This window comes from Sphaerisporangium sp. NPDC049002 (assembly GCF_040649355.1).
GTDB lineage: Bacteria > Actinomycetota > Actinomycetes > Streptosporangiales > Streptosporangiaceae > Sphaerisporangium.
Genome location: NZ_JBEZFH010000098.1, coordinates 1 through 25,410, shown reverse-complemented (window position 1 = coordinate 25,410; position 25,410 = coordinate 1). Strand labels below are relative to the sequence as shown.

The 25,410-nt window shown below is 72.1% G+C and carries 25 protein-coding genes and 1 pseudogene; 9 read left to right on the top strand and 17 right to left on the bottom strand.

Annotated elements, in window-relative coordinates; all coding sequences use genetic code 11:
• The 3 genes and pseudogenes from AB0B89_RS20290 to mraZ all read right to left on the bottom strand — a co-directional run.
• Positions 1-537, bottom strand: a pseudogene (locus tag AB0B89_RS20290) (hypothetical protein); the annotation flags it as partial.
• Entirely contained in the window at positions 534-1,505 is a 972-nt protein-coding gene (gene rsmH / locus AB0B89_RS20285) for a 16S rRNA (cytosine(1402)-N(4))-methyltransferase RsmH (RefSeq protein WP_358554798.1), read from the bottom strand. The pseudogene AB0B89_RS20290 and the gene rsmH, both read right to left, overlap by 4 nt.
• Before the next feature lie 294 nt (positions 1,506-1,799).
• Positions 1,800-2,231, bottom strand: coding sequence for a division/cell wall cluster transcriptional repressor MraZ (gene mraZ, locus AB0B89_RS20280; protein WP_358554804.1), 432 nt, complete (start codon positions 2,229-2,231; stop codon positions 1,800-1,802).
• A gap of 432 nt (positions 2,232-2,663) precedes the next feature.
• On the opposite strand from mraZ, the gene AB0B89_RS20275 reads away from it, so the two are divergent.
• The 3 genes from AB0B89_RS20275 to AB0B89_RS20265 are packed head-to-tail and all read left to right on the top strand — an operon-like array spanning position 2,664 to position 7,494.
• Positions 2,664-3,740 (top strand): MoxR family ATPase, encoded by a 1,077-nt coding sequence (locus tag AB0B89_RS20275; protein ID WP_358554795.1) that lies wholly within the window; start codon positions 2,664-2,666, stop codon positions 3,738-3,740.
• Positions 3,740-5,020, top strand: coding sequence for a DUF58 domain-containing protein (locus AB0B89_RS20270; RefSeq protein ID WP_358554792.1), 1,281 nt, complete (start codon positions 3,740-3,742; stop codon positions 5,018-5,020). The genes AB0B89_RS20275 and AB0B89_RS20270 overlap by 1 nt, the downstream gene beginning before the upstream one ends.
• A complete protein-coding gene (locus tag AB0B89_RS20265; protein WP_358554789.1) occupies positions 5,017-7,494 on the top strand; it encodes a DUF3488 and transglutaminase-like domain-containing protein in 2,478 nt (825 codons plus the stop codon). Before AB0B89_RS20270 ends, AB0B89_RS20265 begins: the two co-directional genes overlap by 4 nt.
• A 110-nt stretch (positions 7,495-7,604) precedes the next feature.
• Here AB0B89_RS20265 and AB0B89_RS20260 read toward each other — a convergent pair whose 3' ends face one another.
• The 7 genes from AB0B89_RS20260 to AB0B89_RS20230 form a co-directional block, all read right to left on the bottom strand.
• Positions 7,605-7,994 carry a DUF3040 domain-containing protein gene (locus AB0B89_RS20260; protein WP_358554786.1) on the bottom strand — a complete coding sequence of 130 codons (390 nt, stop codon included), beginning with the start codon at positions 7,992-7,994 and terminating at the stop codon, positions 7,605-7,607.
• 147 nt (positions 7,995-8,141) lie between these two features.
• Entirely contained in the window at positions 8,142-9,380 is a 1,239-nt protein-coding gene (gene dinB / locus AB0B89_RS20255; protein ID WP_358554801.1) for a DNA polymerase IV, read from the bottom strand.
• Between the two features lie 83 nt (positions 9,381-9,463).
• Positions 9,464-10,249 (bottom strand): methyltransferase domain-containing protein, encoded by a 786-nt coding sequence (locus tag AB0B89_RS20250; RefSeq protein WP_358554783.1) that lies wholly within the window; start codon positions 10,247-10,249, stop codon positions 9,464-9,466.
• A 61-nt stretch (positions 10,250-10,310) separates the two neighbouring features.
• Positions 10,311-10,721: a transcription antitermination factor NusB gene (nusB, locus tag AB0B89_RS20245; protein WP_358554780.1), complete on the bottom strand. Its 411-nt coding sequence runs from the start codon at positions 10,719-10,721 to the stop codon at positions 10,311-10,313.
• 1 nt (position 10,722) lies between these two features.
• Positions 10,723-11,283, bottom strand: coding sequence for an elongation factor P (gene efp, locus AB0B89_RS20240; RefSeq protein ID WP_358554777.1), 561 nt, complete (start codon positions 11,281-11,283; stop codon positions 10,723-10,725).
• A 52-nt stretch (positions 11,284-11,335) separates the two neighbouring features.
• Positions 11,336-12,385 (bottom strand): aminopeptidase P family protein, encoded by a 1,050-nt coding sequence (locus AB0B89_RS20235; protein ID WP_358554774.1) that lies wholly within the window; start codon positions 12,383-12,385, stop codon positions 11,336-11,338.
• 61 nt (positions 12,386-12,446) lie between these two features.
• Positions 12,447-14,021, bottom strand: a complete 1,575-nt coding sequence (locus AB0B89_RS20230) for an MDR family MFS transporter (protein WP_358554771.1) — start codon at positions 14,019-14,021, stop codon at positions 12,447-12,449.
• Positions 14,022-14,125: 104 nt separating this feature from the next.
• Here AB0B89_RS20230 and AB0B89_RS20225 point away from each other — a divergent pair, with 104 nt between their 5' ends.
• Positions 14,126-14,689 carry a TetR family transcriptional regulator gene (locus AB0B89_RS20225; protein WP_358554768.1) on the top strand — a complete coding sequence of 188 codons (564 nt, stop codon included), beginning with the start codon at positions 14,126-14,128 and terminating at the stop codon, positions 14,687-14,689.
• A gap of 58 nt (positions 14,690-14,747) precedes the next feature.
• Here AB0B89_RS20225 and AB0B89_RS20220 read toward each other — a convergent pair whose 3' ends face one another.
• The 5 genes from AB0B89_RS20220 to AB0B89_RS20200 are packed head-to-tail and all read right to left on the bottom strand — an operon-like array spanning position 14,748 to position 19,705.
• A complete protein-coding gene (locus AB0B89_RS20220; RefSeq protein ID WP_358554765.1) occupies positions 14,748-15,788 on the bottom strand; it encodes an LLM class F420-dependent oxidoreductase in 1,041 nt (346 codons plus the stop codon).
• 58 nt (positions 15,789-15,846) lie between these two features.
• On the bottom strand, positions 15,847-16,509 hold the full coding sequence (locus AB0B89_RS20215; RefSeq protein WP_358554762.1) for a nucleotidyltransferase family protein: 663 nt from the start codon (positions 16,507-16,509) through the stop codon (positions 15,847-15,849).
• Positions 16,506-17,654, bottom strand: coding sequence for an XdhC/CoxI family protein (locus AB0B89_RS20210; protein WP_358554759.1), 1,149 nt, complete (start codon positions 17,652-17,654; stop codon positions 16,506-16,508). The genes AB0B89_RS20215 and AB0B89_RS20210 overlap by 4 nt, the downstream gene beginning before the upstream one ends.
• The gene (locus AB0B89_RS20205; RefSeq protein ID WP_358554756.1) at positions 17,647-18,813 is read right to left on the bottom strand and encodes a VWA domain-containing protein; all 1,167 of its coding nucleotides are present in this window, start codon (positions 18,811-18,813) and stop codon (positions 17,647-17,649) included. Before AB0B89_RS20205 ends, AB0B89_RS20210 begins: the two co-directional genes overlap by 8 nt.
• Positions 18,806-19,705 (bottom strand): MoxR family ATPase, encoded by a 900-nt coding sequence (locus AB0B89_RS20200; protein ID WP_358554753.1) that lies wholly within the window; start codon positions 19,703-19,705, stop codon positions 18,806-18,808. The genes AB0B89_RS20205 and AB0B89_RS20200 overlap by 8 nt, the downstream gene beginning before the upstream one ends.
• Positions 19,706-19,866: 161 nt before the next feature.
• Here AB0B89_RS20200 and AB0B89_RS20195 point away from each other — a divergent pair, with 161 nt between their 5' ends.
• The 5 genes from AB0B89_RS20195 to AB0B89_RS20175 all read left to right on the top strand — a co-directional run bounded on the left by AB0B89_RS20195 (position 19,867) and on the right by AB0B89_RS20175 (position 24,512).
• Positions 19,867-20,736, top strand: coding sequence for an ABC transporter permease (locus tag AB0B89_RS20195; RefSeq protein ID WP_358554750.1), 870 nt, complete (start codon positions 19,867-19,869; stop codon positions 20,734-20,736).
• Entirely contained in the window at positions 20,709-21,467 is a 759-nt protein-coding gene (locus AB0B89_RS20190; RefSeq protein ID WP_358554747.1) for an ABC transporter ATP-binding protein, read from the top strand. Before AB0B89_RS20195 ends, AB0B89_RS20190 begins: the two co-directional genes overlap by 28 nt.
• A gap of 34 nt (positions 21,468-21,501) precedes the next feature.
• Positions 21,502-22,497 carry an ABC transporter substrate-binding protein gene (locus tag AB0B89_RS20185; protein WP_358554744.1) on the top strand — a complete coding sequence of 332 codons (996 nt, stop codon included), beginning with the start codon at positions 21,502-21,504 and terminating at the stop codon, positions 22,495-22,497.
• 3 nt (positions 22,498-22,500) lie between these two features.
• The gene (locus AB0B89_RS20180) at positions 22,501-23,667 is read left to right on the top strand and encodes an LLM class flavin-dependent oxidoreductase (protein WP_358554741.1); all 1,167 of its coding nucleotides are present in this window, start codon (positions 22,501-22,503) and stop codon (positions 23,665-23,667) included.
• Between the two features lie 590 nt (positions 23,668-24,257).
• On the top strand, positions 24,258-24,512 hold the full coding sequence (locus tag AB0B89_RS20175) for a hypothetical protein (protein WP_358554738.1): 255 nt from the start codon (positions 24,258-24,260) through the stop codon (positions 24,510-24,512).
• Between the two features lie 127 nt (positions 24,513-24,639).
• Here the strand turns inward: AB0B89_RS20175 and AB0B89_RS20170 are convergent, their stop codons facing one another.
• Together AB0B89_RS20170 and AB0B89_RS20165 are read right to left on the bottom strand one after the other, a co-directional pair.
• Positions 24,640-25,092, bottom strand: a complete 453-nt coding sequence (locus AB0B89_RS20170) for a PH domain-containing protein (RefSeq protein ID WP_358554735.1) — start codon at positions 25,090-25,092, stop codon at positions 24,640-24,642.
• 47 nt (positions 25,093-25,139) lie between these two features.
• Positions 25,140-25,410: 6,7-dimethyl-8-ribityllumazine synthase (locus tag AB0B89_RS20165; RefSeq protein ID WP_358554732.1), on the bottom strand; the 271-nt coding region annotated here is incomplete at its 5' end.

Here is a 25,410-nt window from a genome sequence, read left to right as displayed (position 1 = left end):
GCCGTACGCGCGGCTGCTCCAGCCTTCCCCGCTCTGCCGTACCTGCACCGGGCAGCTGCTGGAGTCGGCGATCGGCGCCGCGGTCGACGCGGAGGCCTTCAGCATGACCTCGGTGTCCTTGTCCTGGGCCTGCTGGCGTAGCTGCTCGGTGGTCTTGCGCAGGTCGTTCACCCTGAAAGAGTCCTGCGCGAGCACCAGGTTGAGCAGCAGCAGGCTCACCAGGCCGCCGCACAGCAGGCCGACGACGAGCAGCACGAACGGGGCCCGCGGCGCGGACGCCCGCCGCGTGCCCTGGGCGGCGCCGCCACCGGCGGCCGGCCTGGTCGCCGCGCCGCGCCGCGCCGGGCGGGGCGCGGCGGAGCGCCGCACGGTCCTTCCGGGCCCCGAAGGAACGGTCCTCCCGGGCCCCGAGGGCACGGTCCTTTCGGGCCTCGGAGGCGCCGCGACCCCACCCGGCGCGCGCGAGGGCCTCTCACCGAGCGCGATCGCGCCGTCGCCCATGCCGGTGTCCTGGGTGTTCTCCTTGTCAACGCTCATTCCGGCTCCCGGATCCTCTCTGCGGCCCGCAACCTGGCCGAGGCAGCGCGCGGGTTGCGCGCGACCTCCTCCTCGTCTGGGAGCTCGGCTCCCCTCGTCACCAAGCGGAACCTCGGCTGGTGGGCCGGCAGCGGGACGGGCAGCCCCGGAGGGCTGGTGTCCCTGGTTCGCGCGGTGAGGGCCTGCTTGGTCAGCCGGTCCTCAAGTGAGTGGTAGGAGAGCACGACCACGCGCCCTCCGACCGCCAGTGCGTCGAGGGCGGCGGGAAGCGCCCGTTCGAGAGCGGTCAACTCCCCATTCACCTCGATCCGTAACGCCTGGAACGTTCTTTTTGCGGGATTTCCCCCGGTTCGTCGGGTCGCGGCGGGGATCGCCTCGCGGACGATCTCCGCAAGTCGCTTGGTGGACGTGACGGCGCTCGCGGCGCGCTCCCTGATGAGGAAGCGCGCGACGCGGGACGCGAAGCGCTCCTCGCCGTAGTCGCGCAGGATGCGGGTCAACTCCCCCTCGGAGTAGGTGTTGACCACCACATCGGCCGTGAGCTCCTGCTCGGGATCCATCCGCATGTCGAGTGGAGCGTCGTAGGAGTAGGCGAATCCGCGCTCCGCCTCGTCGAGCTGCGGGGACGAGACGCCCAGGTCGAACAGGACGCCGTCCACCCGTGGGAACCCGGCGCGGGAAAGCACCCCCGGAAGCTCGTCGGAGACCGCCCTCACCAGGGTCACGCGCCCGGAGTACGGCGCCAGGCGCGCGGTGGACCGCTCGATGGCGGTGGGATCGCGGTCGATGCCGACCAGGTGAAGATCGGGATGCGCTGCCAGCAGTGCCTCGGCGTGACCGCCAAGGCCCAGGTTGGCGTCGACCAGAACGGGGCTGGGACCGGAGAGCGCGGGAGCGAGGAGCTCCAGGACACGGCGGAGCATCACCGGAACGTGCCCGCCCGGCTCGGCATGATTTTCGACATGCATGGTCAAACCCCCTTTGCCGCCATGGTTGTGTCGGTTCAACCCCGGGACACTACCTGCTCGCGGATATGCGGCTTTTGTATCGTCTTGTCGCCGGTGGGCTCACGCCCCCACCCCTGTGAACGGCTCGCCCGGCCAGGTCCCCATCCGCGTCCCCAGGTCGCGCCCCGCCACCTGACACCGGGGAAGGTGCATCAGCTGGCGGCGGCGCTGGTGGTGGACCGGGAGTCTCCCAGGCACCGTGGGAGCGGGTGGAGACCTCGCCGAACGACGTCTTCACCGACGAGTCGACCGTTTCTAAAGGACTCCTGGCAGCACCTCCTCCGACAGCTCGGAGAACGCCTGCTCTTGGTCGGCCAGGTAGGTCTCCCAGGCCGTCGCGTCCCAGATCTCCAGCCGGGTGTTGGCCCCGATGACCGCACAGTCTCGGCGGAGGCCGGCGTATTCACGCAGGCTCTGGGGAATGGTGATCCGCCCCTGCTTGTCGGGCGTCTCGTCGGAAGCACTCGCGAAGAAGACACGACTGTAGTCGCGGACGGCCTTGGCTGTCACAGGCGCGGTGCGCAGCGCATCGGTAATGCGCTGGAACTCCTCCACGGGAAAGACGTAGAGGCACCGCTCCTGGCCCTTGGTGATCACAAGACCCTCCGCCAGCTCCTCACGGTACTTCGCCGGCAGGAACAGTCGTCCTTTCTCATCCAGACGCGGTTGATGGGTGCCGAGGAACACCGGCCCCACCTCCCGTGCCATGTGGAACGGCTGGCGCATGGACCCCAGCCCCTCCACTGCGCACCACCATACTCCACTTCTCCCCACCGTCAACTGATTCAAACGGTATTCGACCGGGGTTCCGCTCGCGTTTACGCAGGTCAGACGGGGTGGAGCGGAGTGGAGCGCCAGAGGGCCCCCGCACAGGCGCACGGGCGTGTCGGCGTCCGCCCTTGACACGCTTGGCCCGCTCTCGCCGGGGATGCCGGGAAAGGGGGTCCGCGGGTGGGGGGAAGTGGGGGGCCGGACCCGCCCCGACGTCGCCTTATGTCACGGGATTCGCACCTCGGCGCGACAGGAACATGACCCCGGAGAAGAACACTTAGCCTGTTCACCCGAAATATTACGGAAAGTCGCTCCGGAACCTGCGGCATCGTAGTGTCGGTAAGCACAATGAAGAAGGAATCGCAAAGCCCCCCGCATAACGATCCCGGCGCGGGGCTGCCGCACCCCCATGGAGGCCCAGTGGGAATAACCCACGATGTCGGACAGGAGCTGGAAGGTCTGGTCGCCACGGCGCATCGGATCCGTGAGGCGATCGAGTCGGTGATCGAGGGAAAGAGCGATGTCATCCGCCTGACCCTCACCGTGATGCTGGCGGAGGGGCACCTCCTGATCGAGGACGTGCCCGGCGTCGGCAAGACGATGCTGGCCAAGGCGTTGGCGCGGTCCATCGACTGCCCGGTGCGCCGCGTGCAGTTCACCCCCGACCTGCTTCCCAGCGACATCACGGGCGTCAGCGCCTTCAACCAGCAGTCGCGTGAGTTCGAGTTCAAGCCCGGCCCTGTCTTCGCCAACATCGTGGTGGGCGACGAGATCAACCGCGCCTCCCCCAAGACCCAGTCAGCGCTGCTGGAGTGCATGGAGGAGCACCAGGTCACCGTCGACGGCACGACGTACTACCTTGAGACGCCGTTCATGGTCATCGCGACCCAGAACCCCATCGAGATGGAGGGCACCTACCCCCTCCCCGAGGCCCAGCGCGACCGCTTCACCGCGAGGATCGCGATGGGCTACCCCGAGCCCGCCGCCGAGCTGGAGATGCTCGACGTCCACGGCGCGTCCTCGCCGCTCGACAAGCTGGAGCCCGTGGCGACGACCGCCGAGGTCCGGGCCCTGATCGACGCCGTGCGGGCGGTCTACGTCTCCCAGCCCGTCAAGAAGTACGCCATCGACATGGTCACCGCCACCCGCCAGTCCCCCGACCTGCGCCTGGGCGCCTCCCCCCGCGCCACGCTCCATCTCGTACGGGCGGCCCGCGCCCACGCCGCCCTGTCGGGCCGCGACTACGTCATCCCCGACGACCTGCAGGACCTGGCCATCCCCGTGCTGGCCCACCGTCTGCTGCCGAGCCTGGAGGCCCAGGGTCAGCGCCGCCGCCCCGAGCACGTCATGGCCGACCTCGTGCGCCGCGTCCCCGTGCCCGAGAGCCTGGAGAAGGGGTTCGACGGGGCGGGATCGCGGCGGTGATGGCGGGGCTGAGGGCGCTCACCTCACGTGGCAGGTCGTTCCTCGCCTCCGGCACCGCCGCACTTCTGTGCGCGATCGCCCTCGGAGAGCACGACCTGCTGCGCGTCAGCGTGCTCGTCATCGTGCTGCCGCTGCTCGCGGCCCTCGTCGTCGCGCGCACGCGCTACCGCCTGAGCTGCGCCAGGCGGCTCGACCCGAGCAGGGTCGCGGTCGGCTCCGACAGCACGGTGACGCTACGGCTGGAGAACGTCACCCGGCTGCCCACCGGCCTGCTCCTCATCGAGGACACCGTTCCCTACGCCGTGGGCACCCGCCCCCGGTTCGTCCTCGACCGGGTCGAGTCGCGCGGCATCCGGGAGATCGACTACAAGGTGCGGTCCGACCTGCGGGGCAGGTTCCCGGTCGGGCCGCTGTCGGTCCGCATCACCGACCCCTTCGGCCTGGTCGAGCTCACCCGGGCGTTCAACACGACCGACACGCTGATGGTGGTCCCGGAGGTCGTGCCGCTCCCGCACATCCGGCTCTCGGGAGAGTGGACCGGCGGCGGCGAGAGCCGTACCACCAGCGTCGCGTCGGCCGGGGACGACGACATCGGGCCCCGCGAGTACCGCCAGGGCGACGACCTGCGCCGGGTGCACTGGCGCTCCACCGCCCGGTACGGCGAGCTCATGGTCCGCCGCGAGGAACAGCAGTGGCAGAGCCGGGGCGCGCTCCTGCTCGACACCCGCAGGCACGCCCACCGGGGCGAGGGCCCCCGCTCGTCCTTCGAGGTCGGGGTCTCCGCGGCGGCGTCCATCGGGGTCCATCTGGCCCGCGAGAGCCTCGGCCTGCGACTGGTCACCGACCAGGGCGCCCAGCACCTCGCCGACGGCGGCGCGGGCAACTCCCTGCTCGACGCGCTCGCCGTCGTGCGGCAGAGCACCGCGCGGTCGCTGGAGTCCGGCATCACGGCGCTGCGGCAGGGCGGCGGCGACGGGCTCATCGTCGCCGTGCTCGGCGACCTCGACGCCGAGGAGGCCCATGCGCTGGCCCGGCTGCGCCACGGCGGCATCACCGGGGTGGCGGTCATGCTCGACGTGCGGAGCTGGCAGCAGACCCCCTCCCACCACTCCGAGGCGGACGAGTCGTACGAGACCGCGCGCGCCGTGCTCGCCGGTTCGGGCTGGCGCGTCGTACGGCTGCCGGCCGGCACCTCGCTGGCGGCGGTCTGGCAGGACGCCGCCCAGAACAGCAGGTACATCGGGCCGCAGGCCACGATCACGGCAGGAGACGCCGCATGAGACTCCCGATCGCGGCGGGCCTGGCCACGGCCGCGGTGTCGATCACCCTGTACCCGCTGTTCAGCGGGGGCGCCTGGTTCTGGACCGGGATGGGCGCGATCGCCGTGGTGACCGTCGCCTCGGCCCTGACCATGCGTCACACGGTGCCCCGGTGGCTCGGCCCCCCGCTGGAGCTGCTGCTGCTGTGGATCTACCTGACGCTGGTGTTCGCCGGTGACGAGACGTGGGCCTGGGTGATCCCCACCAAGGACACGGTGGTCGCCCTCGCCGACCTGACGCGCGCCGGGTTCGCCGACATCCAGCAGTACGCCGCCCCGGTGCCGTCCAACCCGGGGATCTCCCTGCTCACCGCGGGGGGCATCGGCCTGATCGCCCTGCTCGTCGACCTCCTCGCCGTACGGGCGCGCCGCGCCGCGCTCGCGGGGCTGCCGCTGCTGGCGCTGTTCACGGTCCCCGCGGCGGTGATCTCCGACCCCATCGCGTGGCCGGCGTTCCTCATCGGCGCGCTCGGGTTCGTGGGCCTGCTCACCGCGGACGGGCGCGAGCGCCTCAGCCACTGGGGCCGCGCGGTGCTCGTACGCCGCTCGCGCGGCACGGACGCCAGGGTCAAGACCGACGCCGCCCCGCTGTCGCTGGCCGGAAAGCGCATCGGGTTCGCGGCCATCGCCCTGGCCATCGGGCTCCCTGCCACGCTGCCGACCCTCCAGCCCAACCCGTTGTTCGGCTTCGGCGTGGGCTCCGGCACCGGCGAGGGCGGCAACACGATCACGATCCCGAACCCGATCGCGAGCCTGCGCGGCCAGCTCACCCTGCCCGACAACGCCACGGTCCTCACCTATACCAACAGCGACAACATCCCGCGCTACCTCAGGATGTACTCGCTGGACACCTTCGACGGCGTGCAGTGGACCATGTCGCAGCCGAAGGGCCGCCCGGAGAACCGCGTGTCGCGGGGCCCGCTGCCCTCTCCCCCCGGCCTCTCCCCGACCGTCCCCCTGAAGGGGGTGACGACCCAGGTCACGGTCAGCGACGATGTCGAGAAGCTCAGCTTCCTGCCTCTGCCTTACCCGGCGACGCAGGTGCGGGTGGAGGGCGACTGGCGGGCCGACGAGAGCACGCTCATGGTCTTCTCCACCCACGACACGGCCGGCGGCCAGAAGTACGACGTCGCGAGCCAGGAGCCCCAGCCGACGCCGGACGGCCTGACGGGGCTGACCGAGCCCCCCGCGCCGGAGGTGGGCGAGCGGTACCTGCAACTGCCCCCGGACCTGCCTCAGCAGATCGCCGCCGCGAGCGAGCGCCTGGTCGACGACTCCGACACGCCGTACCAGAAGGCGGTCAAGCTCCAGGCGTGGTTCACCTCCAACGGCGGGTTCGCCTACAGCCTCCGCACCCAGGGCAACGGCACCGAGGCGCTGCTCGACTTCCTGAACAACCGCAGGGGCTACTGCGAGCAGTTCGCCGCCGCCATGGCGGTGATGTCCCGTGTGCTCGGCATCCCCGCCCGCGTGGCGATCGGCTACACCGGCGGCTCCCTCATCGACGGCGTGTGGCAGGTCCGCACCCACGACCTGCACGCCTGGCCGGAGCTGTACTTCGAGGGAGCCGGATGGCTGCGCTTCGAGCCCACCCCCGCGGGCGGTCTCGGCCAGGCGACGGCCCGCGTCCCCGACTACTCGCGCCCGCCCGTCTCGACGGCCGCGCCCGGCGACGGGGAGACCGCGAGCCCGACGTCGGACCCCGACTCCACCGACCTGGCCGAGACCCTGGCCGGGAGGAAGCGGGACCCCCGCGACCCCGACGCGGGCCTGTCCACCGACCCGATCATCGTCGACCAGGGCCTGTCCGTGCCCGCGAAGATCGGCGTCGGCCTCGGGATCCTGCTGCTGGTCGTGCTGGTCCCTGCGGCAGGGCGCGCGGTGACCCGTCACCGGCGCCGGCGCGCCTGGACGCTCCAGGCGGCGGCCGGGCCCTCGGCCCAGGAGGCGCGTGTGAGCGGGCGCCCAGACGGAACCGCGCACCTCGGGCACGCGGTCCACGCGGCCTGGCGCGAGCTGATCGACACTCTGCACGACCTCGGGCTCGGGCACGAGGCCAGCGAGACCCCGCGCGCGCTCGCGAGACGGCTCACCGAGAAGTACGAGCTGGACGCGGAGACCTCGGCCTCGGTCGCGAGGATCGCCTCGGCCGAGGAGCGGCTGCGGTACGCGCCCACGCCCGGCCCGGTCGGCTCGCTCGGGGCCGACGTGCGGCGCGTGCGGGGGGCGCTCATGGCGGCGGTGCCGCGCGGGCGGCGGCTGCGGGCCGTGTTCCTTCCGCCCTCGACCCTGCTGAGGGTGCGGAGGGCGGGCGAGAAGGTGCTCGACGGGTTCGACAGCCTGGAGACGCTCCGGCTGTGGCCGCGCCGCGACCGCCCCGAGCCGCCCGACGGGCAGGCGGCCGGGGAGCGCGTGCTCACCGGCTCCCACCGCTGACGACCCCCCGGGCGGACCGGCTCAACGGTCGTACGAGCCGTCCGCCCGGCCAGGTCTGATCGAGGTCTCCCCGGCGGGCGCCCCCCGAAGGGGGCCCGCCGTGACGCGGCTCAGCGCTCTTCGCCCCTGCGGCGCCAGCGCTCCTCCATGCGTTCCATGAAACCGGGGCGGTTGGCACGCCGCCGTTCCGGCTGCCCGGGGGCACCCGGCCTGGCTTCACCGCCGAACCCGTTCATGCGTTTCCAGCTGGACAGACCCCACAGACACGCGGCGAGCATGACCACGAAGCCGCCGACACCGAGTGGGATAATCGGTGCCACGACGCCGACCATCAACAGGACGACACCGAGGACAAAGCCGATGGAGGCTTTCACCAGGCGACGTTTGTAGTGGTTGCGTGGATCACTGATCCGAACGGTATTGGCCCACTTCGGGTCCTCGGCGTAGAGGGCCTGCTCGATCTGGTCGAGCAAGCGCTGCTCGTGCTCAGAGAGCGGCACGGCGCCTCCCAAGGACAGCCCCTTGACGGGGAAGACGGCAACGGGCACCACAGGGTGTCCGGACCTCGCGGTCGGTTATCCCCAGAATACGAGGCTGTAGACGTAGGCGAAAGAAAACGTCCAACGTAGACCAAACCGGAGGTGACGTCATAGATCTATTCCATCAAACGGAGACCGGACCAGCGACGCCGGGCGGACCGCTTCGGGACCGAACCTCCGCATCGCCTTGTCCATAGCCATTTCGGCCTCCCGCCAGCCTGTTTCGCGCTCCCCGAGGCCGAGCTGGCGGGTCGCCGTGCCCGCCGGGCGCAGGTTCTCCACCCTCACACCGACCAGGCGGAGCCGCACACGATCGAGCCCGGCGGCCCCGTAAAGGTCACAGGCAGTGGCATATATCTCTTTCGCAACATCGGTCGCCTCGCGGAGGGTGCGGGAACGGGTGATCGTCGTGAAGTCGGAGCGGCGGAGCTTCACGCTGACGGTGCGGCCCACGTGACCGCCGCTCCGCAGCCGCGCGGCGACCCGCTCGGAGAGCCTCAGCAGCTCGCGGCGGATCGCCTCCGGGTCGTCGACGTCGTGGGAGAAGGTCTCCTCGGCGCCGATGCTCTTGTCGGGGACGTGCGGGGTGACCCTGCGGTCGTCGCGGCCCCAGGCGAGTGCGGCCAGATGCGCGCCCGCGGCCCCGAACTCGCGCTGGAGGGTCGAGGGGGGCACCTGGGCCAGATCGCCCACGGTCTTGATGCCCAGGCGCACCAGGGCCTGCTCCGTGCGCTCCCCGACGCCCCACAGGGCCGCGACGGGCAGCGGGTGGAGGAACTCCACCACCCCGCCCGCGGGGATGACCAGGAGGCCGTCAGGCTTGCAGTGCCGGGAGGCGAGCTTGGCCACGAACTTGCTGCTCGCCACGCCCACCGAGCACGTGATGCCGTGACGCTCGGCGACCTGGGCGCGGATCAGCGCGGCGATCTCGGCGGACGGCCCCAGCCTGCGCAGGGCCCCGCCCACGTCGAGGAACGCCTCGTCGGAGGAGATCGGCTCCACCTCGGGGGTGATCGCGTGGAAGATCTCCATCACGCCCTTGGAGACCGCGGAGTACTTCCCGTGGCTGGGCGGGATGATCACGGCCTGCGGGCAGAGCCGGCGGGCGCGCGTCATCGGCATCGCCGAGTGCACCCCGTACGCGCGGGCCTCGTAGGTGGCGCTGAGCACGACCCCGCGAGCGCCGGCGGCCCCGATGATCACCGGGGTGCCCTTCAGCTCGGGACGGTCGAGCAGCTCGACGCTCGCGAAGAAGGCGTCCATGTCGACGTGGAGGATCGGGCACCCGGTGTCGTCGGCCAGCGGCGCCCGGCCAGGGCCAGGGCCCTGCCCTGGCTCCGACCGCAGAACCTGCTTGCGCGACACAGGGCAATCCTAACCGAACAGGCGTTCCATCAGGGGCCTGCGCCGGCGGCGTCCGGCCGTGGCGCTCATCGGTGGCCGAGGACGTGGAGCTGGGTGGCGATGTCGCGGAGCACGGGATGGGCGGCGGCGGCCTGCTCCAGCGCGATCAGCGCCTGGGCGGCCCCCGGCTCCCCGTCGAGCAGGCGGCCGGGCACCAGGTCGGCGAAGACGCGCACGCCCCTGGCCTCCCCGGGGGTGAACCCGGCGGCCGAGAGCAGACCGGCGAGCGCTTCGCCGCTGAACCGGCGGGGCGTCGGGTCCTGGTCTCCCCACCTGCCGGAGGGGTCGGCCAGCGCCTGCCTGGCCTCGTCGAAGTGGCCGGAGAGCGAGCGGTGGATCGCCGTGGCGACCGGGTTGGCCGCGAGCACGCTGACGACCCCGCCCCGCCTGAGCAGGCCCGCGACGGCCGACAGCGCGCTCTGGGGATCCTCGACGTACTCAAGGACGCTGTGGCACAGCACGAGGTCGGCGCTGCCCGGCTCCAGCAGGTCGCGCAGGTCGGCCGCGTCGCCCTGGATGCCCTTGACGGCCACCCCCGCCTCGGCGGCCCGCCGCTCCAGGCCCGCCAGCGAGTCGGGGCTGGGATCGACCACGGTGACCGCGTGGCCCAGCTCGGCGAGCGGCACGGCGAACCCGCCGGTGCCGCCTCCGGCGTCCACGATGTCGAGCCGCTCACGCCCGCAGGCGCCCGCCCGCTCGGCCAGCACGGCGCGAAGCGCTTCCCAGACCACGGCGGTGCGCACCGCCGGGGAAGTGGCCGCCTGGCGTGTGGCGCCTTCGGTGCGCAACTTCAGCTCGCCTCCTTGAAGCATGTCGGTCCGCCCCAGCCTACGCCGTGGGCCGGGCGCCCTCCGAGCCACGGCCGGAGCCGGCTCAGAGGGCGAGGGACGGCTTGAGCTGCTTGAAGCGGGCCAGCAGCCCGTTGACGAACTGCGGCGACTCGTCGGTGGACAGCTCCGAGGCCAGATGGACCCACTCGCTGATGACCACCGCCTCCGGGATGTCGGGCACCCACAGCAGCTCGTACGTGCCGGCGCGCAGAAGGTTGCGGTCGACGGCGGGCATGCGGTCGAGGGTCCAGCCCTCGGCGTAGGTCGAGATCAGCTCGTCGATGCGCGACCGGTGGCGGTTGACACCCTCGACCAGCGTCGCGGTGTACTCGTTGACCGGCGGCTCCGCCCGCTCGACGCGCTCGGCGAGCACGTTCGCCGGGGGCTCGCTCCGCAGTTCCGCCTCGAAGAGGATGTCGAGTGCGCGCCTGCGCGCCTTTCCCCGGGCCGACACCTCAGGCCCGGCCGAGGTACTCGCCGGTGCGAGTGTCGACCTTCACCCTTTCGCCCGTCGTGATGAACAGCGGCACCTTGATCTCGGCGCCGGTCTCCAGCGTGGCCGGCTTGGTGCCGCCGGTGGAACGGTCGCCCTGCAGGCCGGGCTCGGTCTGGGCGACCGTCAGCTCGACGGCCGCGGGGAGCTCGATGTAAAGGACGTTGCCCTCGTTGACCGCGACGGTCGCCAGGGTGTTCTCCAGCAGGTAGTTGGCCGCGTCGCCGACGGTGGGCCGCGAGACGTTGAGCATGTCGAAGGTCTCGGTGTCCATGAAGACGAAGTCGTCGCCGTCCATGTACGAATACTGCATCTCGCGCTTGTCGACGTTGGCCACCTCGACCTTCACCCCGGCGTTGAAGGTCTTGTCGACCACCTTGCCCGAAAGCACGTTCTTGAGCTTGGTGCGGACGAAGGCGCCGCCCTTGCCCGGCTTGACGTGCTGGAAGTCGACAACGCTCCACAGCTCACCACCGTCGAGCTTGAGCACCAGGCCGTTCTTTAGGTCGTTGGTCGTCGCCACTCGTTCTCTCCTGCGTCGTCATGGTCGCGCTCGCTCGGCCGCCGTCCTGTGGTCACAGGATCAGCAGCTCCTTCGTCGTGCGGGTGAGGAGTTCCGGACCGTCGGCGCGCGTCACGAGAGTGTCCTCGATCCGGACGCCGCCCCTGCCTGGCAGGTAGACGCCGGGCTCGACGGTGATCGGAACCCGATCCTCAAGTCTACCGGCACCGGCAGGACGCAGGAACGGGTCCTCGTGGATCTCCAGGCCGACGCCGTGACCGAGGCCGTGACCGAAGTGCTCACCGTATCCGGCGTCCTCGATCACCCGGCGCGCGGCGGCGTCCACCTCGCCCAGGCCGGCCCCGGGCGCGAGCGCGTGCCGCCCGGCGCGCTGCGCCTCGCGGACCAGGTCGTACACCTCACGCTGCCACCCCGAGACGGCGCCCACGGCGACCGTCCTGGTCATGTCCGCGTGGTACCCCTGATACAGCGCGCCGAAGTCCATGGTGACGAGGTCTCCGCGCTCGATGGGCCTGTCCGAGGGCGAGTGGTGGGGGATCGCGCCGTTCGGCCCGCTCGCCACGATCGTGTCGAAGGCCGGACCGTCGGCGCCGAGCTCGGCCATGCGGGCCTCCAGCGCGCGGGCGACCCGCTTCTCGGTCATGCCAGGCGCGATCGTGCCGAGCACGTCGGCGAAGGCCCGGTCGGTCAGGTCGCAGGCGGTGCGCAGCGCATCGATCTCGGGCTCGTCCTTGACCACCCGCAGCAGCTCCACGAGCCTGCCGACCGCCGCCGGCTCGCGGTCGAGGCTCCTGTAGGTGGCCACGGACATGTCGTGCGCCTCGATGCCCGGCCGCTCCGCCATCTTCACCAGGCCGCCGACGACGTCGCGATCCTCGACGACCTCGACCCCGGCGCAGACGCGGCGCGCGGTCTCGATGTAGCGGGAGTCGGTGGCCAGCACCGCGGACGCGTCGTCCCGCACCAGCACGGCGGCGTTCGAGCTGACCAGCCCCGTCAGGTACCGCACGTTGACGCCCCGGGTGACCAGCAGCGCGTCCACGTCGTGCTCGGCCAGCAGTGCGGCGAGCCGGGCACGCCGCGATTCATGAATGACGGACATGTCCCAGACTGTACGGCCTGACCTCCCCCGTCCGGCGGGGCCCCAAGCCGGGCACGAGGGGTCACTCGGGCTTGGCCTCGGCGTTCCTGGCCGACCGCAGCGGCAGCTCGCGCAGGAACAGCACGGCGAGGAAGCCCAGCACGGCCGCGGGGAGGCACGCGAGGAACACCGACTGCATGGCCCGGGTGAAGGCCTCGATCACGATGTGCTGGAGCGCCGGAGGGAGGTGGCCGATGGCCTCGGGGGTGCCGAGGCTGAGACCGCCGCCCGGCGGCACCTGGACGCCGCTCGCGGCGAGCATGCCGGTGATCTCGTCCCTGACCCGGTTGGTGAGGACGGCGCCGAGGGCCGCGACCCCGACCGAGCCGCCGAGGTTGCGGAAGAAGGAGATGCCGGACGTCGTCACGGCCATGTCCCTCGGCTGGGAGGCGTTCTGCGCGGCGAGGATCAGCACCTGCATGCTGAGGCCGAGCCCGACGCCGAGGACGGCGATGTCGGCGCCGACGATCCAGTCGCTGGAGCCGGTGTGCAGCAGCGAGAGCAGCGCCGTGCCGGCCGCGACCAGGAGCAGGCCGGCGGCCGGGAAGATCTTCCACCTGCCCGTGCGGGTGACGACCCTCCCGGAGCCGATCGAGGCGACGAGCAGGCTCACGACCAGCGGGGTGGTCATGATGCCGGACATGGTGGGGCTCATGCCCTTGACGATCTGCAGGTACTGGGGCAGGTAGATCATCACCCCGAACATCGAGACGCCCACCAGCAGGGACGCCGAGCCGGCGAGCACGAACGTGCGGTCGCGGAACAGGCGCGGCGGGATGATCGGGTCGGCGGCCCGCCGCTCGGCGAGCACCGCGAGGCCGAACAGGACCGCGGAGGCGCCGCCCAGCCCGTAGGCCCAGGCCGAGTTCCACGCGAACTCGTGGCCGCCGAAGGAGAGCATCAGCATCAGGGCGGAGGCCCCGCCGGTGATCGTGAGCGCCCCCCACCAGTCGATCCGGGCGTCGCGCGGGTCGTGGTCGAACCTGAGCACCCGCTGGATCACGACGAACGCGACCATCGCCAGCGGGACGCAGACGTAGAAGCACCAGCGCCAGCCGAGCCAGGAGGTGTCCACGAGGAAGCCGCCCAGCAGGGGCCCTCCGACGGTGGAGACGCCGAACACCGCGCCGATGTAGCCCGAGTAGCGGCCCCGCTCCCTCGGCTCCACCACGTCGCCGAGGATGACCTGCGTCAGCGCGGCCAGGCCGCCGGTGCCGAGGCCCTGCACCGCGCGTGCGGCGATGAGCGTGCCCATGTTCTGCGAGAGCCCGGCGATCACGGAGGCGGCGACGAACAGCCCGAGGGCGACCTGGAACATGCGCTTGCGCCCGAACAGGTCGGAGAGCTTGCCCCACAGTGGGGTGGAGGCGGTCATCGTCAGCAGCGTGGCGCTGGCCACCCAGGAGAGCTGGTCCTGCGCGCCGAACTCGCCGACGATCGTCGGGAGCGCGGTGGCGACCACGGACGTGGAGATCATCGAGGTCAGCAGGGCGAGCATCAGCCCCGACATGATCTCCATGATCTCGCGGTGGGTGTAGGTCCGGCGCGCCCCGGAACCACCGTGCGCGCCCGCTAGGGCGTCCTCCTGAACTACCACCACAGTCCCCCAGAAATCGATGTCTTTACCAACGGGTTGTAGTAGGCGCTTGTTTACCTGTCAAACAACTACACTGCGTCATATAGGGCGAAAAGGGGGTATAGATGGTTGCTTTGGCACAGGTACGTGACCGTGAGGCCACAACGCGCCGGATCCTCGTCGCCGCCCGGCACCTGTTCGCCGAGAACGGCTACGACCACGTGACCGTACGCATGATCGCGGCGGCGGCGGGGGCCAACGTAGCCCTGATCAACCGCTACTTCGGGTCCAAGGCCCGGCTGTTCGCCGAGGTCCTCGCCGGCGAGTCGGCGATGGAGTCCGTCATCGAGGGGGACCTGGACCGGCTGCCGCACCGGCTGGCGGCCCACATGGCCCACCGGCTGAGCGCGGGCGCCTCCGACCCGATCGCGCGCGTCATCGACCGCGCGGGCACCAGCCCGGAGATCAAGGCCGTTTTGCGCGCCCGGGTGGAGTCGGCGATCGCCGGGCCGCTCGCCCGGCGGCTGACCGGGCCGGGGGCCGAGGAGCGCGCGCTGCTGGCCGCGTCGGTCATCCTCGGCGGAGGGTCGCTCCGCCGCGTACTCGGGGCCGACTCGCTGCGCGGCGCCGACCCCGCCTACCTGGAGGAACGGCTGACGGCCGTCTTCACCGCCTGCCTCGCCCCCTGAGCCCTCTGAGCCCCTTGAGGCCCCTGAGCCCCCTGAGGCCCCGTGAGGCTCCCGCCGATCAGGCGGCCAGGTCCTTGATCTTCTCGATGAGCTTGAGGCGCTCCTCGTGGGTGCCGGCGACCGGGTTGACGTTGATCGTCGTGACCCCGGACTCCTTCAGGGCCGCCAGCCGGTCGCGGACGAAGCCCTCGGAGCCGATCAGCGACATGTTCTCCAGCAGCTCCATGGGCACGAGCGCCGCGGCCTCGTCCTTCTTGCCTTCGAGGTAGAGGTCCTGGATCTGCTCGGCCTCCTTCTCGTAGCCGTAGCGCCGGGCGAGGTCGTTGTAGAAGTTCCTGCCCTTGGCTCCCATGCCGCCGATGTACAGGGCCGCCATCGGCCTGCCGAACTCCAGGTAGCCGGAGACGTCGTCGCCGATCGCCAGGGTGGCCTGCGCGATGACGTCCAGCTCCCCGAGCTCCTCGGCACGCTTGGCCTTGCCGGCCGCCAGGGAGGCGCCCCACACGTCGGCGGCCTTCTCGGGCACGTAGAAGATCGGCTCCCAGCCCTCGGCCAGCTCGGCGGTCAGCTCGACGTTCTTCGGGCCGATGGCCGCGACCACGATCGGGACGCGCGGGCGCACGGGGTGGTTGATCAGCTTGAGCGGCTTGCCGAGGCCCGTGCCCTGCTCGGGGGGCAGCGGCAGCGTGTAGTGCCTGCCCTGGTGGGTCAGCCGCTCGCGCCGCCACACCTTGCGGCAGATCTCGATCACCTCGCGGGTGCGGCCCAGCGGGGCGGTGTACGGCACGCCGTGGAAGCCCTCGATGACCTGCGGGCCGGACGCGCCGATGCCGAGCACGAAACGGCCGTCGGAGACGTAGTCCATGCCCGCGGCCGTCATGGCGAGCAGCGTGGGCGTGCGCGAGTAGATCGGCAGGATGCCCGAGGCGATCTGCAGCCGCTCGGTCTTGGCCGCGATGTAGCCCATCTGGCTCACGGCGTCGAAGCTGTAGGCCTCGGCGACGAAGACGATGTCGAGCCCGGCGCTCTCGTAGTCGGCCAGCTCCGCCACGGTCTCCTTGAAGCCTCCGGCGTAGTTCAGGGCCATGCCGATGCGCATCCCGCGTCCTTTCCGTCCAAGGCAAACCGAATGATGTTCCGGTAAGTGCACGGTCAGGCTATCGAGTCGCCCCGCCGGGGCCAACCCCAGGTGGCCCGTCCCCCGCGTCCGCGGCCTGGCCGCGCGGGGACGGCGCCCGGTCCCCGGAGAGCCGGGCGAGGTCGTCCCTGGTGTCGATGTCGGCCGGATCGCCCACGTCGTCGCAGGGGACGAGCGTGATCAGGCCCGGGTGCGCCCGCAGGAAGGGACGGGCCCCGACGTCCCCGACCGCGAGCCTGCCCACCTCGCCGAAGTGCTCCCTGCCGATCAGCACGGGGTTGCGCATCGCGCCGCCGTACGAGGCGGCGGCCACCTGCGCGCCGCCCCGCCTGGCCTCGATCAGGCGGCGTACGGCCTCGGCCCCGATGAGCGGCTGGTCCACCAGGGCGATCACGACGGCCTCGGCCGAGAGCGGCAGCGCGTCCAGCCCGACGCGCAGGGACGAGCCCATGCCCGTCGCCCAGTCGGGGTTGCGCACGGCCACCGCGGCACGGACCTGCACCGTGACGGCTCCGAGGACCACGACCACCGGATGGCATCCGCCCTCGTCCAGCAGGCGCGCCCCCCTGTCGACCAGCCGCTCGCCCCGGAACTCCAGAGCCGCCTTCGGGGTGCCGAGCCGGGCGCCCTGCCCCGCGGCGAGCAGCAGCCCCGCGCACGCCGATCCGGCCGGCGTGTTCACAGGCCCCCTCCCCTCTGCTCCTCCCCCGGCCCGTCCGCGTCGTCGCGGCCGGCCACTCCGTGGATGCGGCCCCTGGTCTCGGTCAGCGCCCTGCCCGACCCGCCCCAGCGGAGCTGGATCAGCTCGGCCGCGATCGACACCGCGGTCTCCTCGGGCGTGCGCGCGCCGAGGTCGAGGCCGATCGGCGAGCGCAGCCGCGCCAGCTCCTCCTGGCCCAGGCCCGCCTCGCGCAGCCGGGCGAGCCGGTCCTCGTGGGTGCGGCGCGACCCCATCGCCCCGACGTACCCCGCCCTGGTGCGCAGGGCGACCTCCAGCAGGGGCACGTCGAACTTCGGGTCGTGGGTGAGCACGCAGATGACCGTGCGCTCGTCGACGTGGGCGGCCGACAGGTAGTCGTGCGGCCACTTCACCACCACCTCGTCGGCGTCGGGGAAGCGCTTGGCCGTCGCGAAGACCGGGCGGGCGTCGCACACCACGACGTGGTAGCCGAGGAACTTGCCGACCCGCGCGACCGCCGCGGCGAAGTCGATGGCCCCGAAGACCAGCATGCGCGGCGGCGGGGCGAAGGACTGGACGAAGACCGAGAGGTCGTCGAGCCGCCGCTCGCCCTCGGGGCCGTAGCGGCGCACCCCGGTCAGGCCCTGCGCGAGCATGCCGCGCGCGTCGTCGTCCACGGCGGCGTCGAGCCTTGGGGGTCCGAGCGAGCCCGACGCGCGGCCGGCCCACATGACCCTGCGGGCGCCGGCGCGTCCCGGCCCTGACAGGATCGTCGCGACGGCCACCGGCTCGTGCCGCCGCACCGAGTCGGCGATGTCCCCGAGCTCGGGGTAGGTGTCCCTGGACACCGGCTCGACGAGGATGTCGATGATGCCCCCGCAGGTCAGGCCGACCGAGAACGCGTCGTCGTCGCTCACCCCGTACCTCCGCAGCACCGCCCGGTCGTCTTTGACGACCTGCTGCGCCAGGTCGTACACCGCGCCCTCCACGCAGCCGCCCGAGACGCTGCCGACGGCCTCGTCGCCGCACACGGCCATGGACGCGCCTGGCGGCCTCGGCGCGCTGTGGAAGGTGCCGACCACCGTGGCGAGGCCGAACCGCTCCCCCGCGGCCCACCACCGCACGATCTGCGACAACACATCACGCATGAGACAGCCTTTCAGCGAGCTCCTCGAAGGCGGCCAGGCTGTGCCCGGCGACGAAGGCTCCAACGTACGGCAGGGCCGCGCGCATCCCGCCGGTCAGGGGCTGGTAGCCCTCATGGCCCTTGTGGGGATTGACCCAGATCACCCGGTGGGCGAGCCGCGACAGGCGGGCCATCTGCAGGCCGAGCAGGGAGGGGTCGCCCCGCTCCCACCCGTCGGAGGCGATCACGACGACGGCCCCCCGCGCGCGGGACCCCCGGTCGAGGAACTCCTTCAGCTCCTCGCCGAGCCGGGTGCCCCCGCTCCAGTCGGGGATGGCCGCCGACACCTCGCGCATCGCCGTGCCCGGATCGCGGTGGCGCAGCTCGGCGGTGATCCGCGTGAGCCGGGTGCCCGCGCTGAACACCTCGGTGGCGCGCGGCTCGCACCGCACCAGCGCGTGGGCGAACCGCAGCACCGTGTCGGCGTAGGGCGCCATCGACCCGCTGACGTCGACCAGCAGCACGACGCGGCGCGGCCGTACCCGGTGGGTCCTGCGGCGCAGGCGGGCCGTCTCGCCGCCCCGGCGCAGGGTCTCCCTGATCGTCCGGCGGGGGTCGAGACGGCCGCGGTGCGCCGGGGCGAACCGCCGGGAGCGGCGCCGCTCCCGGCGCGTGCGCAGGATCGCGAGCAGGCGGTGGACCTCGGCCAGTTCGGCGGCGGTCATGCGGGCGATGTCCCGCCGCCTGAGCACCTCGGTGCGGCTCGCGGTCGCGGGCAGGGCCTCCTCGTCCCCGCCGTCGTCCGGCCCCGCGCCGTCGAGGGAGACCGTGTGCCGGGTGACGGTCACCACGGGCGGCGCGGTACGGGCGGGGCGGGGCCGCTCGCCGCCGAAGTAGGCCGCGAAGCACCGGTCGTAGCGGGGAAGGTCGTCGGGGCCCGCGCACAGGGTGAGCCGGCCGGCCCAGTAGACCGCGTCGCGATCGGTGACGTCGAGGTGACCGGCCGCCCGCAGGAGGTTCTGGGTCCGCTCGTGGTCGGCGGCGACCCCGGCCGCCCGCAGTGTACGGGCGAAGCCGGTCAGCGTCGCGGTGAGGCCGTCCGGGGCGGCCGTGCCCGCCGCTCCGGTCGCGGCGGGGCCGTCCGAAGCGGGCTTCCCGATGGGGGGCGCCGGGTCATCCATGGCGGAGAAGCCCGTTCTTGAGCACGGCCTCCTGGTCCTCGCGGTACTTCAGCACCGCGCCGAGGGTGACCGCGGCGAGGCCGGGGTCGAGGTCGCGCGCGCCGAGCGTGATCAGCGCCTCGGTCCAGTCGAGGGTCTCGGCGACGCCCGGCGGCTTCACGAGGCCGGCGCCGCGCAGTCCCTCGGCGGCGCGCGCGACCTGGCCCGCGAGGGTCTCGGTGCACTCGGGGAGGCGCCGGAGCAGGATGGCGACCTCGCGCTCGAACGCCGGGTGCTCCAGCCAGTGGTAGAGGCACCGGCGCTTGAGCGCGTCGTGCACGTCGCGGGTGCGGTTGGAGGTGACGATCACGACCGGGGGCGTCTTCGCGCTGATGGTGCCGAGCTCGGGGATGGAGATCGTGAAGTCCGACAGCACCTCCAGCAGGAACGCCTCGAACTCGTCGTCGGCCCGGTCGATCTCGTCGACCAGCAGCACGCTCGGCTGGGTCTCCAGTGCCTTGAGCAGCGGGCGGGCGATCAGGAAGCGCCGGTCGTACAGCTCGCCCTCCAGGCGCACGGCGTCGGTGGCGCCGGTGGCGCCCGTCGCCTCGGCGGCCTTGAGGTGCAGCAACTGCCGGGCGAAGTCCCAGTCGTACAGGGCCTGGGCCGCGTCGAGCCCCTCGTAGCACTGCAGGCGGATGAGCGGCGCGCCGAGGACGGCCGCGAGCGTCTTGGCCAGCTCGGTCGTGCCGACGCCGGCCTCGCCCTCGAGGAACAGCGGACGGCCCATGCGCAGCGCGAGGAAGCACGCCGTCGCCAGCCCCTCGTCGGCGAGGTAGGCGTGCGCGTCGAGCAGCTCGGCGAGCCTGCCTGGGGTTTCGATGTCAGACGCCCGGAGTGTCCTGTGCAACACCCCCTCAGATTACGCGTCACCGGTGTCACACGGCTGTGGCCGAAGTCGCCAAAGGGCGCCCCGGTGCGAAGTCCGGGACAAAACCTATTGACTTGGTAGGTAATAGGGTAAATTATGCGGAAGACGCCGCACCGCGACAACCCCCCTGCGAGGTTCCCTCGATGCCCACCCCCGCACTGGACGTTCAGGCGGCACGCGAGCCCACCCGGCCCGCCGTCCCGCCCCTGGCACCCGACCGCCCCCCACGACCGCGGCCCTCTCGGCCGGCGGGACGCCCCAGGGCCTGGCGGCGGTGGATCAGTCCCCTCGCCGTCGTCGTCATCTGGCAGATCGCCAGCGGCACCGGCCTGCTGTCGGAGGACCTGCTCGCCGGTCCCACCACGATCGCCGCCACCACCGTCGACCTGGTCACCAGCGGCACGCTTCCCACCGCCATCGCCGTGTCCCTCCAGCGGGTCGCCGCCGGGTTCGTGCTCGGCGGGCTCGCCAGCGTGCTCCTCGCCCTGGTCGCCGGGCTCAGCCGGGCCGGCGAGAACGCCGTGGACCCGCTCATGCAGATGCTCCGCGCCCTGCCGTTCTTCGGGCTGATCCCGCTGTTCATCCTGTGGTTCGGCATCGGCGAGACCCCGAAGGTCACCCTGGTGGCGCTCGCGGTCTCCTTCCCTCTGTACCTCAACACGTTCGCGGGCGTCCGCGGGGTGGACGGCAAGCTCGCCGAGCTGGCGCGCACCCTGAAGCTCGGCCGCGCGGCGCTGATCCGCCACATCGTGCTGCCCGGCGCGCTCCCCCAGACCCTGGTCGGGCTGCGGCAGAGCCTCGGCGTGGCGTGGCTCGCCCTCATCGTGGCCGAGCAGGTCAACGCCGACGCCGGGCTCGGCTACATGATCAACGACGCCCGTGAGTTCCTCCGCACGGACGTCATCGTGGTCGGGCTGCTCGTCTACAGCGCGCTCGGCCTGCTCACCGACGCCGTCGTACGGCTGCTGGAACGGAGGGCGCTCTCGTGGCGGCGCGGCTTTCTGGCCGAGTAGCCGGGGTCCGGGGCCTGACCCGGCGGTTCGGCGACCGCACCGTCCTCGACGGGCTCGACCTCGACATCCACGGCGGAGAGTTCATCGCCCTGCTCGGGCGGAGCGGCTCGGGCAAGTCGACCCTGCTCCGCGCGCTCGCCGGGCTCGACTCCGGCGTCGACGGCGGCCTGGAGGTGACCCCCTCGGTCGCGGTCGCCTTCCAGGAGCCCCGGCTGGTGCCCTGGAAGCGGGTGGAGGCCAACATCGCCCTCGGCCTGAGTTCTCCCGACGCCGGGGAACGCGCCCGCCGCGCCCTCGCGGAGGTCGGCCTCACCGAGCGGGCGGGCGCCTGGCCGCTGACGCTGTCAGGCGGCGAGGCGCAGCGCGCGAGCCTCGCCCGCGCTCTGGTCAGGGAGCCCGAGCTGCTCCTGCTCGACGAGCCGTTCAGCGCGCTCGACGCGCTCACCCGCATCACCGTGCACCAGCTCGTGCTTCAGCTGTGGGCCGCGCACCGCCCGGCCGTGCTGCTGGTCACCCACGACGTAGACGAGGCGCTGGTCCTCGCCGACCGCGTGCTCGTCCTGGACGAGGGCCGCATCGCCCACGAGGCCGTCATCGCCGCCGCCCGCCCGCGCCACCGCGACCATCCCGAGCTGCTTTCCCTGCGCACCCGCCTGCTCACCGCCCTCGGCGTGGCTCCGGAAGGACGCCCCGCCCCAGTACGGCCCGAAATCCCGGAGGCACAGCCATGACCACCACGCCCGGAGTCACCCCGGAGGCGACACGATGATCGGCAAGGCCGCCCGGCTGCTCGGGACGCTGGGCCTCGCCGCGGTGCTCGCGGCCTGCGGGGGCACCTCCGAGGGAGGCTCCTCCACCGGCCCGGCCTCCGGCGCCTCCGAGGTCACCCTCAAGATCGGCGACCAGAAGGCCGGATCGCAGGTGCTCCTGGCCGCGGCCGGCGAGCTCGACAAGCTGCCGTACAAGGTCACCTGGGCGCAGTTCCCCTCCGGGCCCCCGCTGCTGGAGGCCGTCAACGCCGGAGGCGTCGACCTCGGCGCCGTGGGCAACACACCGCCGATCTTCGCCGCCGCCGCCCGTTCGAAGATCGCCGTCGTGGCCGCCGACAGGCAGAACGTCGCGGGCGCGGCCATCGTCGTCCCCTCCGGGTCGGCCATCACGGGCCCGTCCCAGCTCAAGGGCAAGCGGATCGCGGTCGCCAAGGGCAGCTCGGCGCACTACCACCTGCTCGCGGTGCTGAAGAAGGAGAACCTCACCTTCAAGGACATCACGGTGAGCTACCTGCAGCCCGCGGACGCGCTGGCGGCCTTCACCTCCGGGCAGATCGACGCCTGGGCCATCTGGGACCCGTACACCTCCCAGGCCCGCCTGCAGAACAAGGCCCGGCTGCTGGTGGACGGCACCGGGTACGTCAACGGCTACAACTTCCAGGTCGCCGGCCAGGCGGCGCTCGCCGACCCGGCCAAGGCCGGGGCGATCCGCGACTACCTCACCCGCCTGCAGCGCGCCAAGATCTGGGCCAACTCCCACCAGGCCGAGTGGGCCAAGGTGTGGGCGAAGGAGACGGGCCTGCCGGTGGAGGTCACTCTGGCCGCCGCCGGCAACCGGACCACCACCCCCGTGCCGATCGACGACGCCCTGGTGGCCTCCGAGCAGGAGATGGCCGACGCCTTCACCGCCGAAGGGCTGCTCCCCGGGAAGATCGTCTTCGCCGACTTCGCCGACCGCCGGTTCAACGACATCGTCAAAAAGGACATCTGAGCCATGCCTTCGAGGGATGAAGATTTGAAGTTCCACTGGTTCCTGCCCACCTCCGGGGACAGCCGCGCGATCGTCGGCGGCGGCCACGGGCTCCAGCGCGGGCACGGCCATCCCACCGCGAGCGCCTTCCGGCCGCCCACCATCGACTACCTCGGCCAGATCGCGAGATCCGCCGAGCAACTCGGCTTCGAGGCGGTGCTCACCCCGACGGGCACCTGGTGCGAGGACGCGTGGCTGGTCACCGCCGCGCTCACCCAGCAGACCACGCGGCTGAAGTTCCTCGTGGCCTTCCGGCCGGGCTTCGTCTCCCCCACGCTGGCCGCCCAGATGGCCGCGACCTACCAGCGGATCTCCGGCGGGCGCCTGCTGCTCAACGTCGTCACCGGAGGGGAGAGCACCGAGCAGCGCCGGTTCGGCGACCACCTGTCGAAGGACGAGCGGTACGCGCGCACCGACGAGTTCCTCTCCATCGTGCGCGGGGCGTGGAGCGGCACGCCGTACGACTTCACCGGCACGCATTACCAGGTGGAGGGCGCCACGGTCGCCGAGACGCCCGACCCGGTGCCCGAGCTGTACTTCGGCGGCTCGTCGGCGGCGGCGGGCACGGTCGCGGCGCGGCACGTCCAGACGTACCTCACCTGGGGCGAGCCGCCCGCGCAGGTGGCGGAGAAGGTCGCCTGGGTGCGCGGCCTCGCCGCCGAGCAGGGACGGACGCTGAGGTTCGGCATCCGGCTGCACGTCATCACCCGTGACACCTCCGAGGAGGCGTGGGCGGAGGCCGGCCGCCTGCTGGACGCCATCGACCCCGCCGACGTCCGCACCGCGCAGCAGACGCTCGGGCGGAGCGACTCGGTCGGGCAGAAGCGCATGCTCGCCCTGCACGAGGGCTACCGGCGCGACGGCGGGAGCGTCCACGACCTGGAGGTCCACCCGGGCCTGTGGGCGGGCGTCGGGCTGGTGCGCGGCGGCGCGGGGACGGCGCTCGTCGGCAGCCATTCCGAGGTCGCCGACCTCATCGGCGAGTACGCCGACCAGGGCATCACGGAGTTCGTCCTGTCCGGCTACCCGCACCTGGAGGAGGCCTACTGGTTCGGCGAGGGGGTGCTGCCGGAGCTGCGCCGCCGGGGCGTCCTCGGCCGCACGGGTGAACCCGTCCGGCTCAGCGCCTGACCTGATCGAGCCTTTCCGGCGCGTACGAAGAATTCCCGCCGGGGGCAGGCGGGAATTCTTCGCTCAACTCCCGCTGTAAGGAAGGTTTTTCCCGCGCGGAAGGCGCGCCGGGTGGTGGAATTAAACATCCTTCTCATGGTTTAGCCGTTCAGGAGCGAAGATCGCCGTTCATCCAGTTCCTGGGGAACGGCCGCCGAAGGCGTATTCCAGCGGCGGCACGACCGCGCGGGCGTCGGCGCCCCCCGGCGAAGGCCCGCCCGCCGCCGCGAGCGTGAAAGGCGACGAGTCCTCGACGCGCGGGACCGCGCGGAGGAGGGGGCACCATACCCCCGGTAACACCTAATCGAAATGACAGAAAGGCTGGACGGCAAGAAGAATTCGCCGGAGAGTCATCCGGAGAGCCCTCTCCTCCGAATGACGTTTAACGAGCGCACCACGCTCTGTAAACGCGATATTGACTCGGGTTTCCGACGAAGGGAAGCTGTCCTAGTGGTCCCCACGCACGCCGCCCCCCGCAACGCGCCGCACGGCGCCCCCGTAAAGGCCTCCGTGAAGCTGAGACGACCGCGCCTTCACCCCGGAGGCGCGACATGCGACCGGTGACCGTGAACCGGCTGACGCTGGCGCAGGTCCAGCAGAGCCACGGCAGGACGTGGGAGATCCTCGACTTCTACGGCGGCTGGGTGGCCTACCGGCGTCACCCGTGGTCCACCACCGCGGCGAGGTTCGGCGTCTGCAACGTGCTCGGCGCCGACAACCTCGAAGACCTCGCCCGGCAGCTCGACGAGCAGGCCGCGGCCGAGGCCCGGCGCAAGAGCCGCCATCCCCCCACCGAGGCCGGCTGAGACGTGCCGCCCCGGTCGCGCGGCCGGTCGTCAGGCCGGCCGCGCGGCGTACGACCGGCCGCGCCGGCGCGCGCCTCCAGCGGCCCCGTGGTCCGGAATTCCACGGCGGATCCTCGCGATCACCGGCCTAGCGGCGGTCGGGGGCCTCGCCGTACTGGTGGATGAGCGCGCGCAGCTCGGTCACGGCCTTCTGCGAGCGGCCCTTCTCGGTGCCCTGGATGCCCATCGCGCCGACGCTGGAGCCGTCCGCCAGGTCGAGCTTGGGCCAGGGCTCCCCCTCGGGGAGGTTCACGCCGAGCACTTCGGGCCATTCGTACCGATGGACGCGCACGGCGTTGACGATCGTCACCCCCCGCTCGTCGGCCTCGACGCGGAGCCGCCCGAGCAGGTGCAGGACGAACGCGACCAGGCAGCCGAAGACCACCAGGCCGATCTTGTCGGGCAATTTGAACGGCGGGGGGAGGAGCACGGCGAGCACGATCGAGCCGGCCACCATCACCGTCGCGAAGCCGTACGCCAGCACCCGGGCGCGGCGCGGACGCCAGATGACCGGCAGGGGCGGGATGTCGCTGTCAGGCACGGCGGCCCGTCCGGCGGGCGCGGCAGGTGGATCGGCGCGGCACGTTCTCATCCCTTCAGGTCACGCAGGACCATCGCTGTCTCGATCGCCGCGACCGTGGCCTCGTATCCCTTGTCCTCGTGACTGCCGGGCAGGCCCGCACGGTCGACGGCCTGATCAAGGTTGTCACACGTGAGGACCCCGTTGCCCACCGGAGTCGACTCGTCCAGGGACACCCGGGTCAGTCCTGAAGTGACCGAGTCGCATACACGCCCCGGGTGCGGGCCTTCTCGATGTGGTTGAACAGGCGTTGCGAGGCGCCCCGGTCCAGGCCCGCGG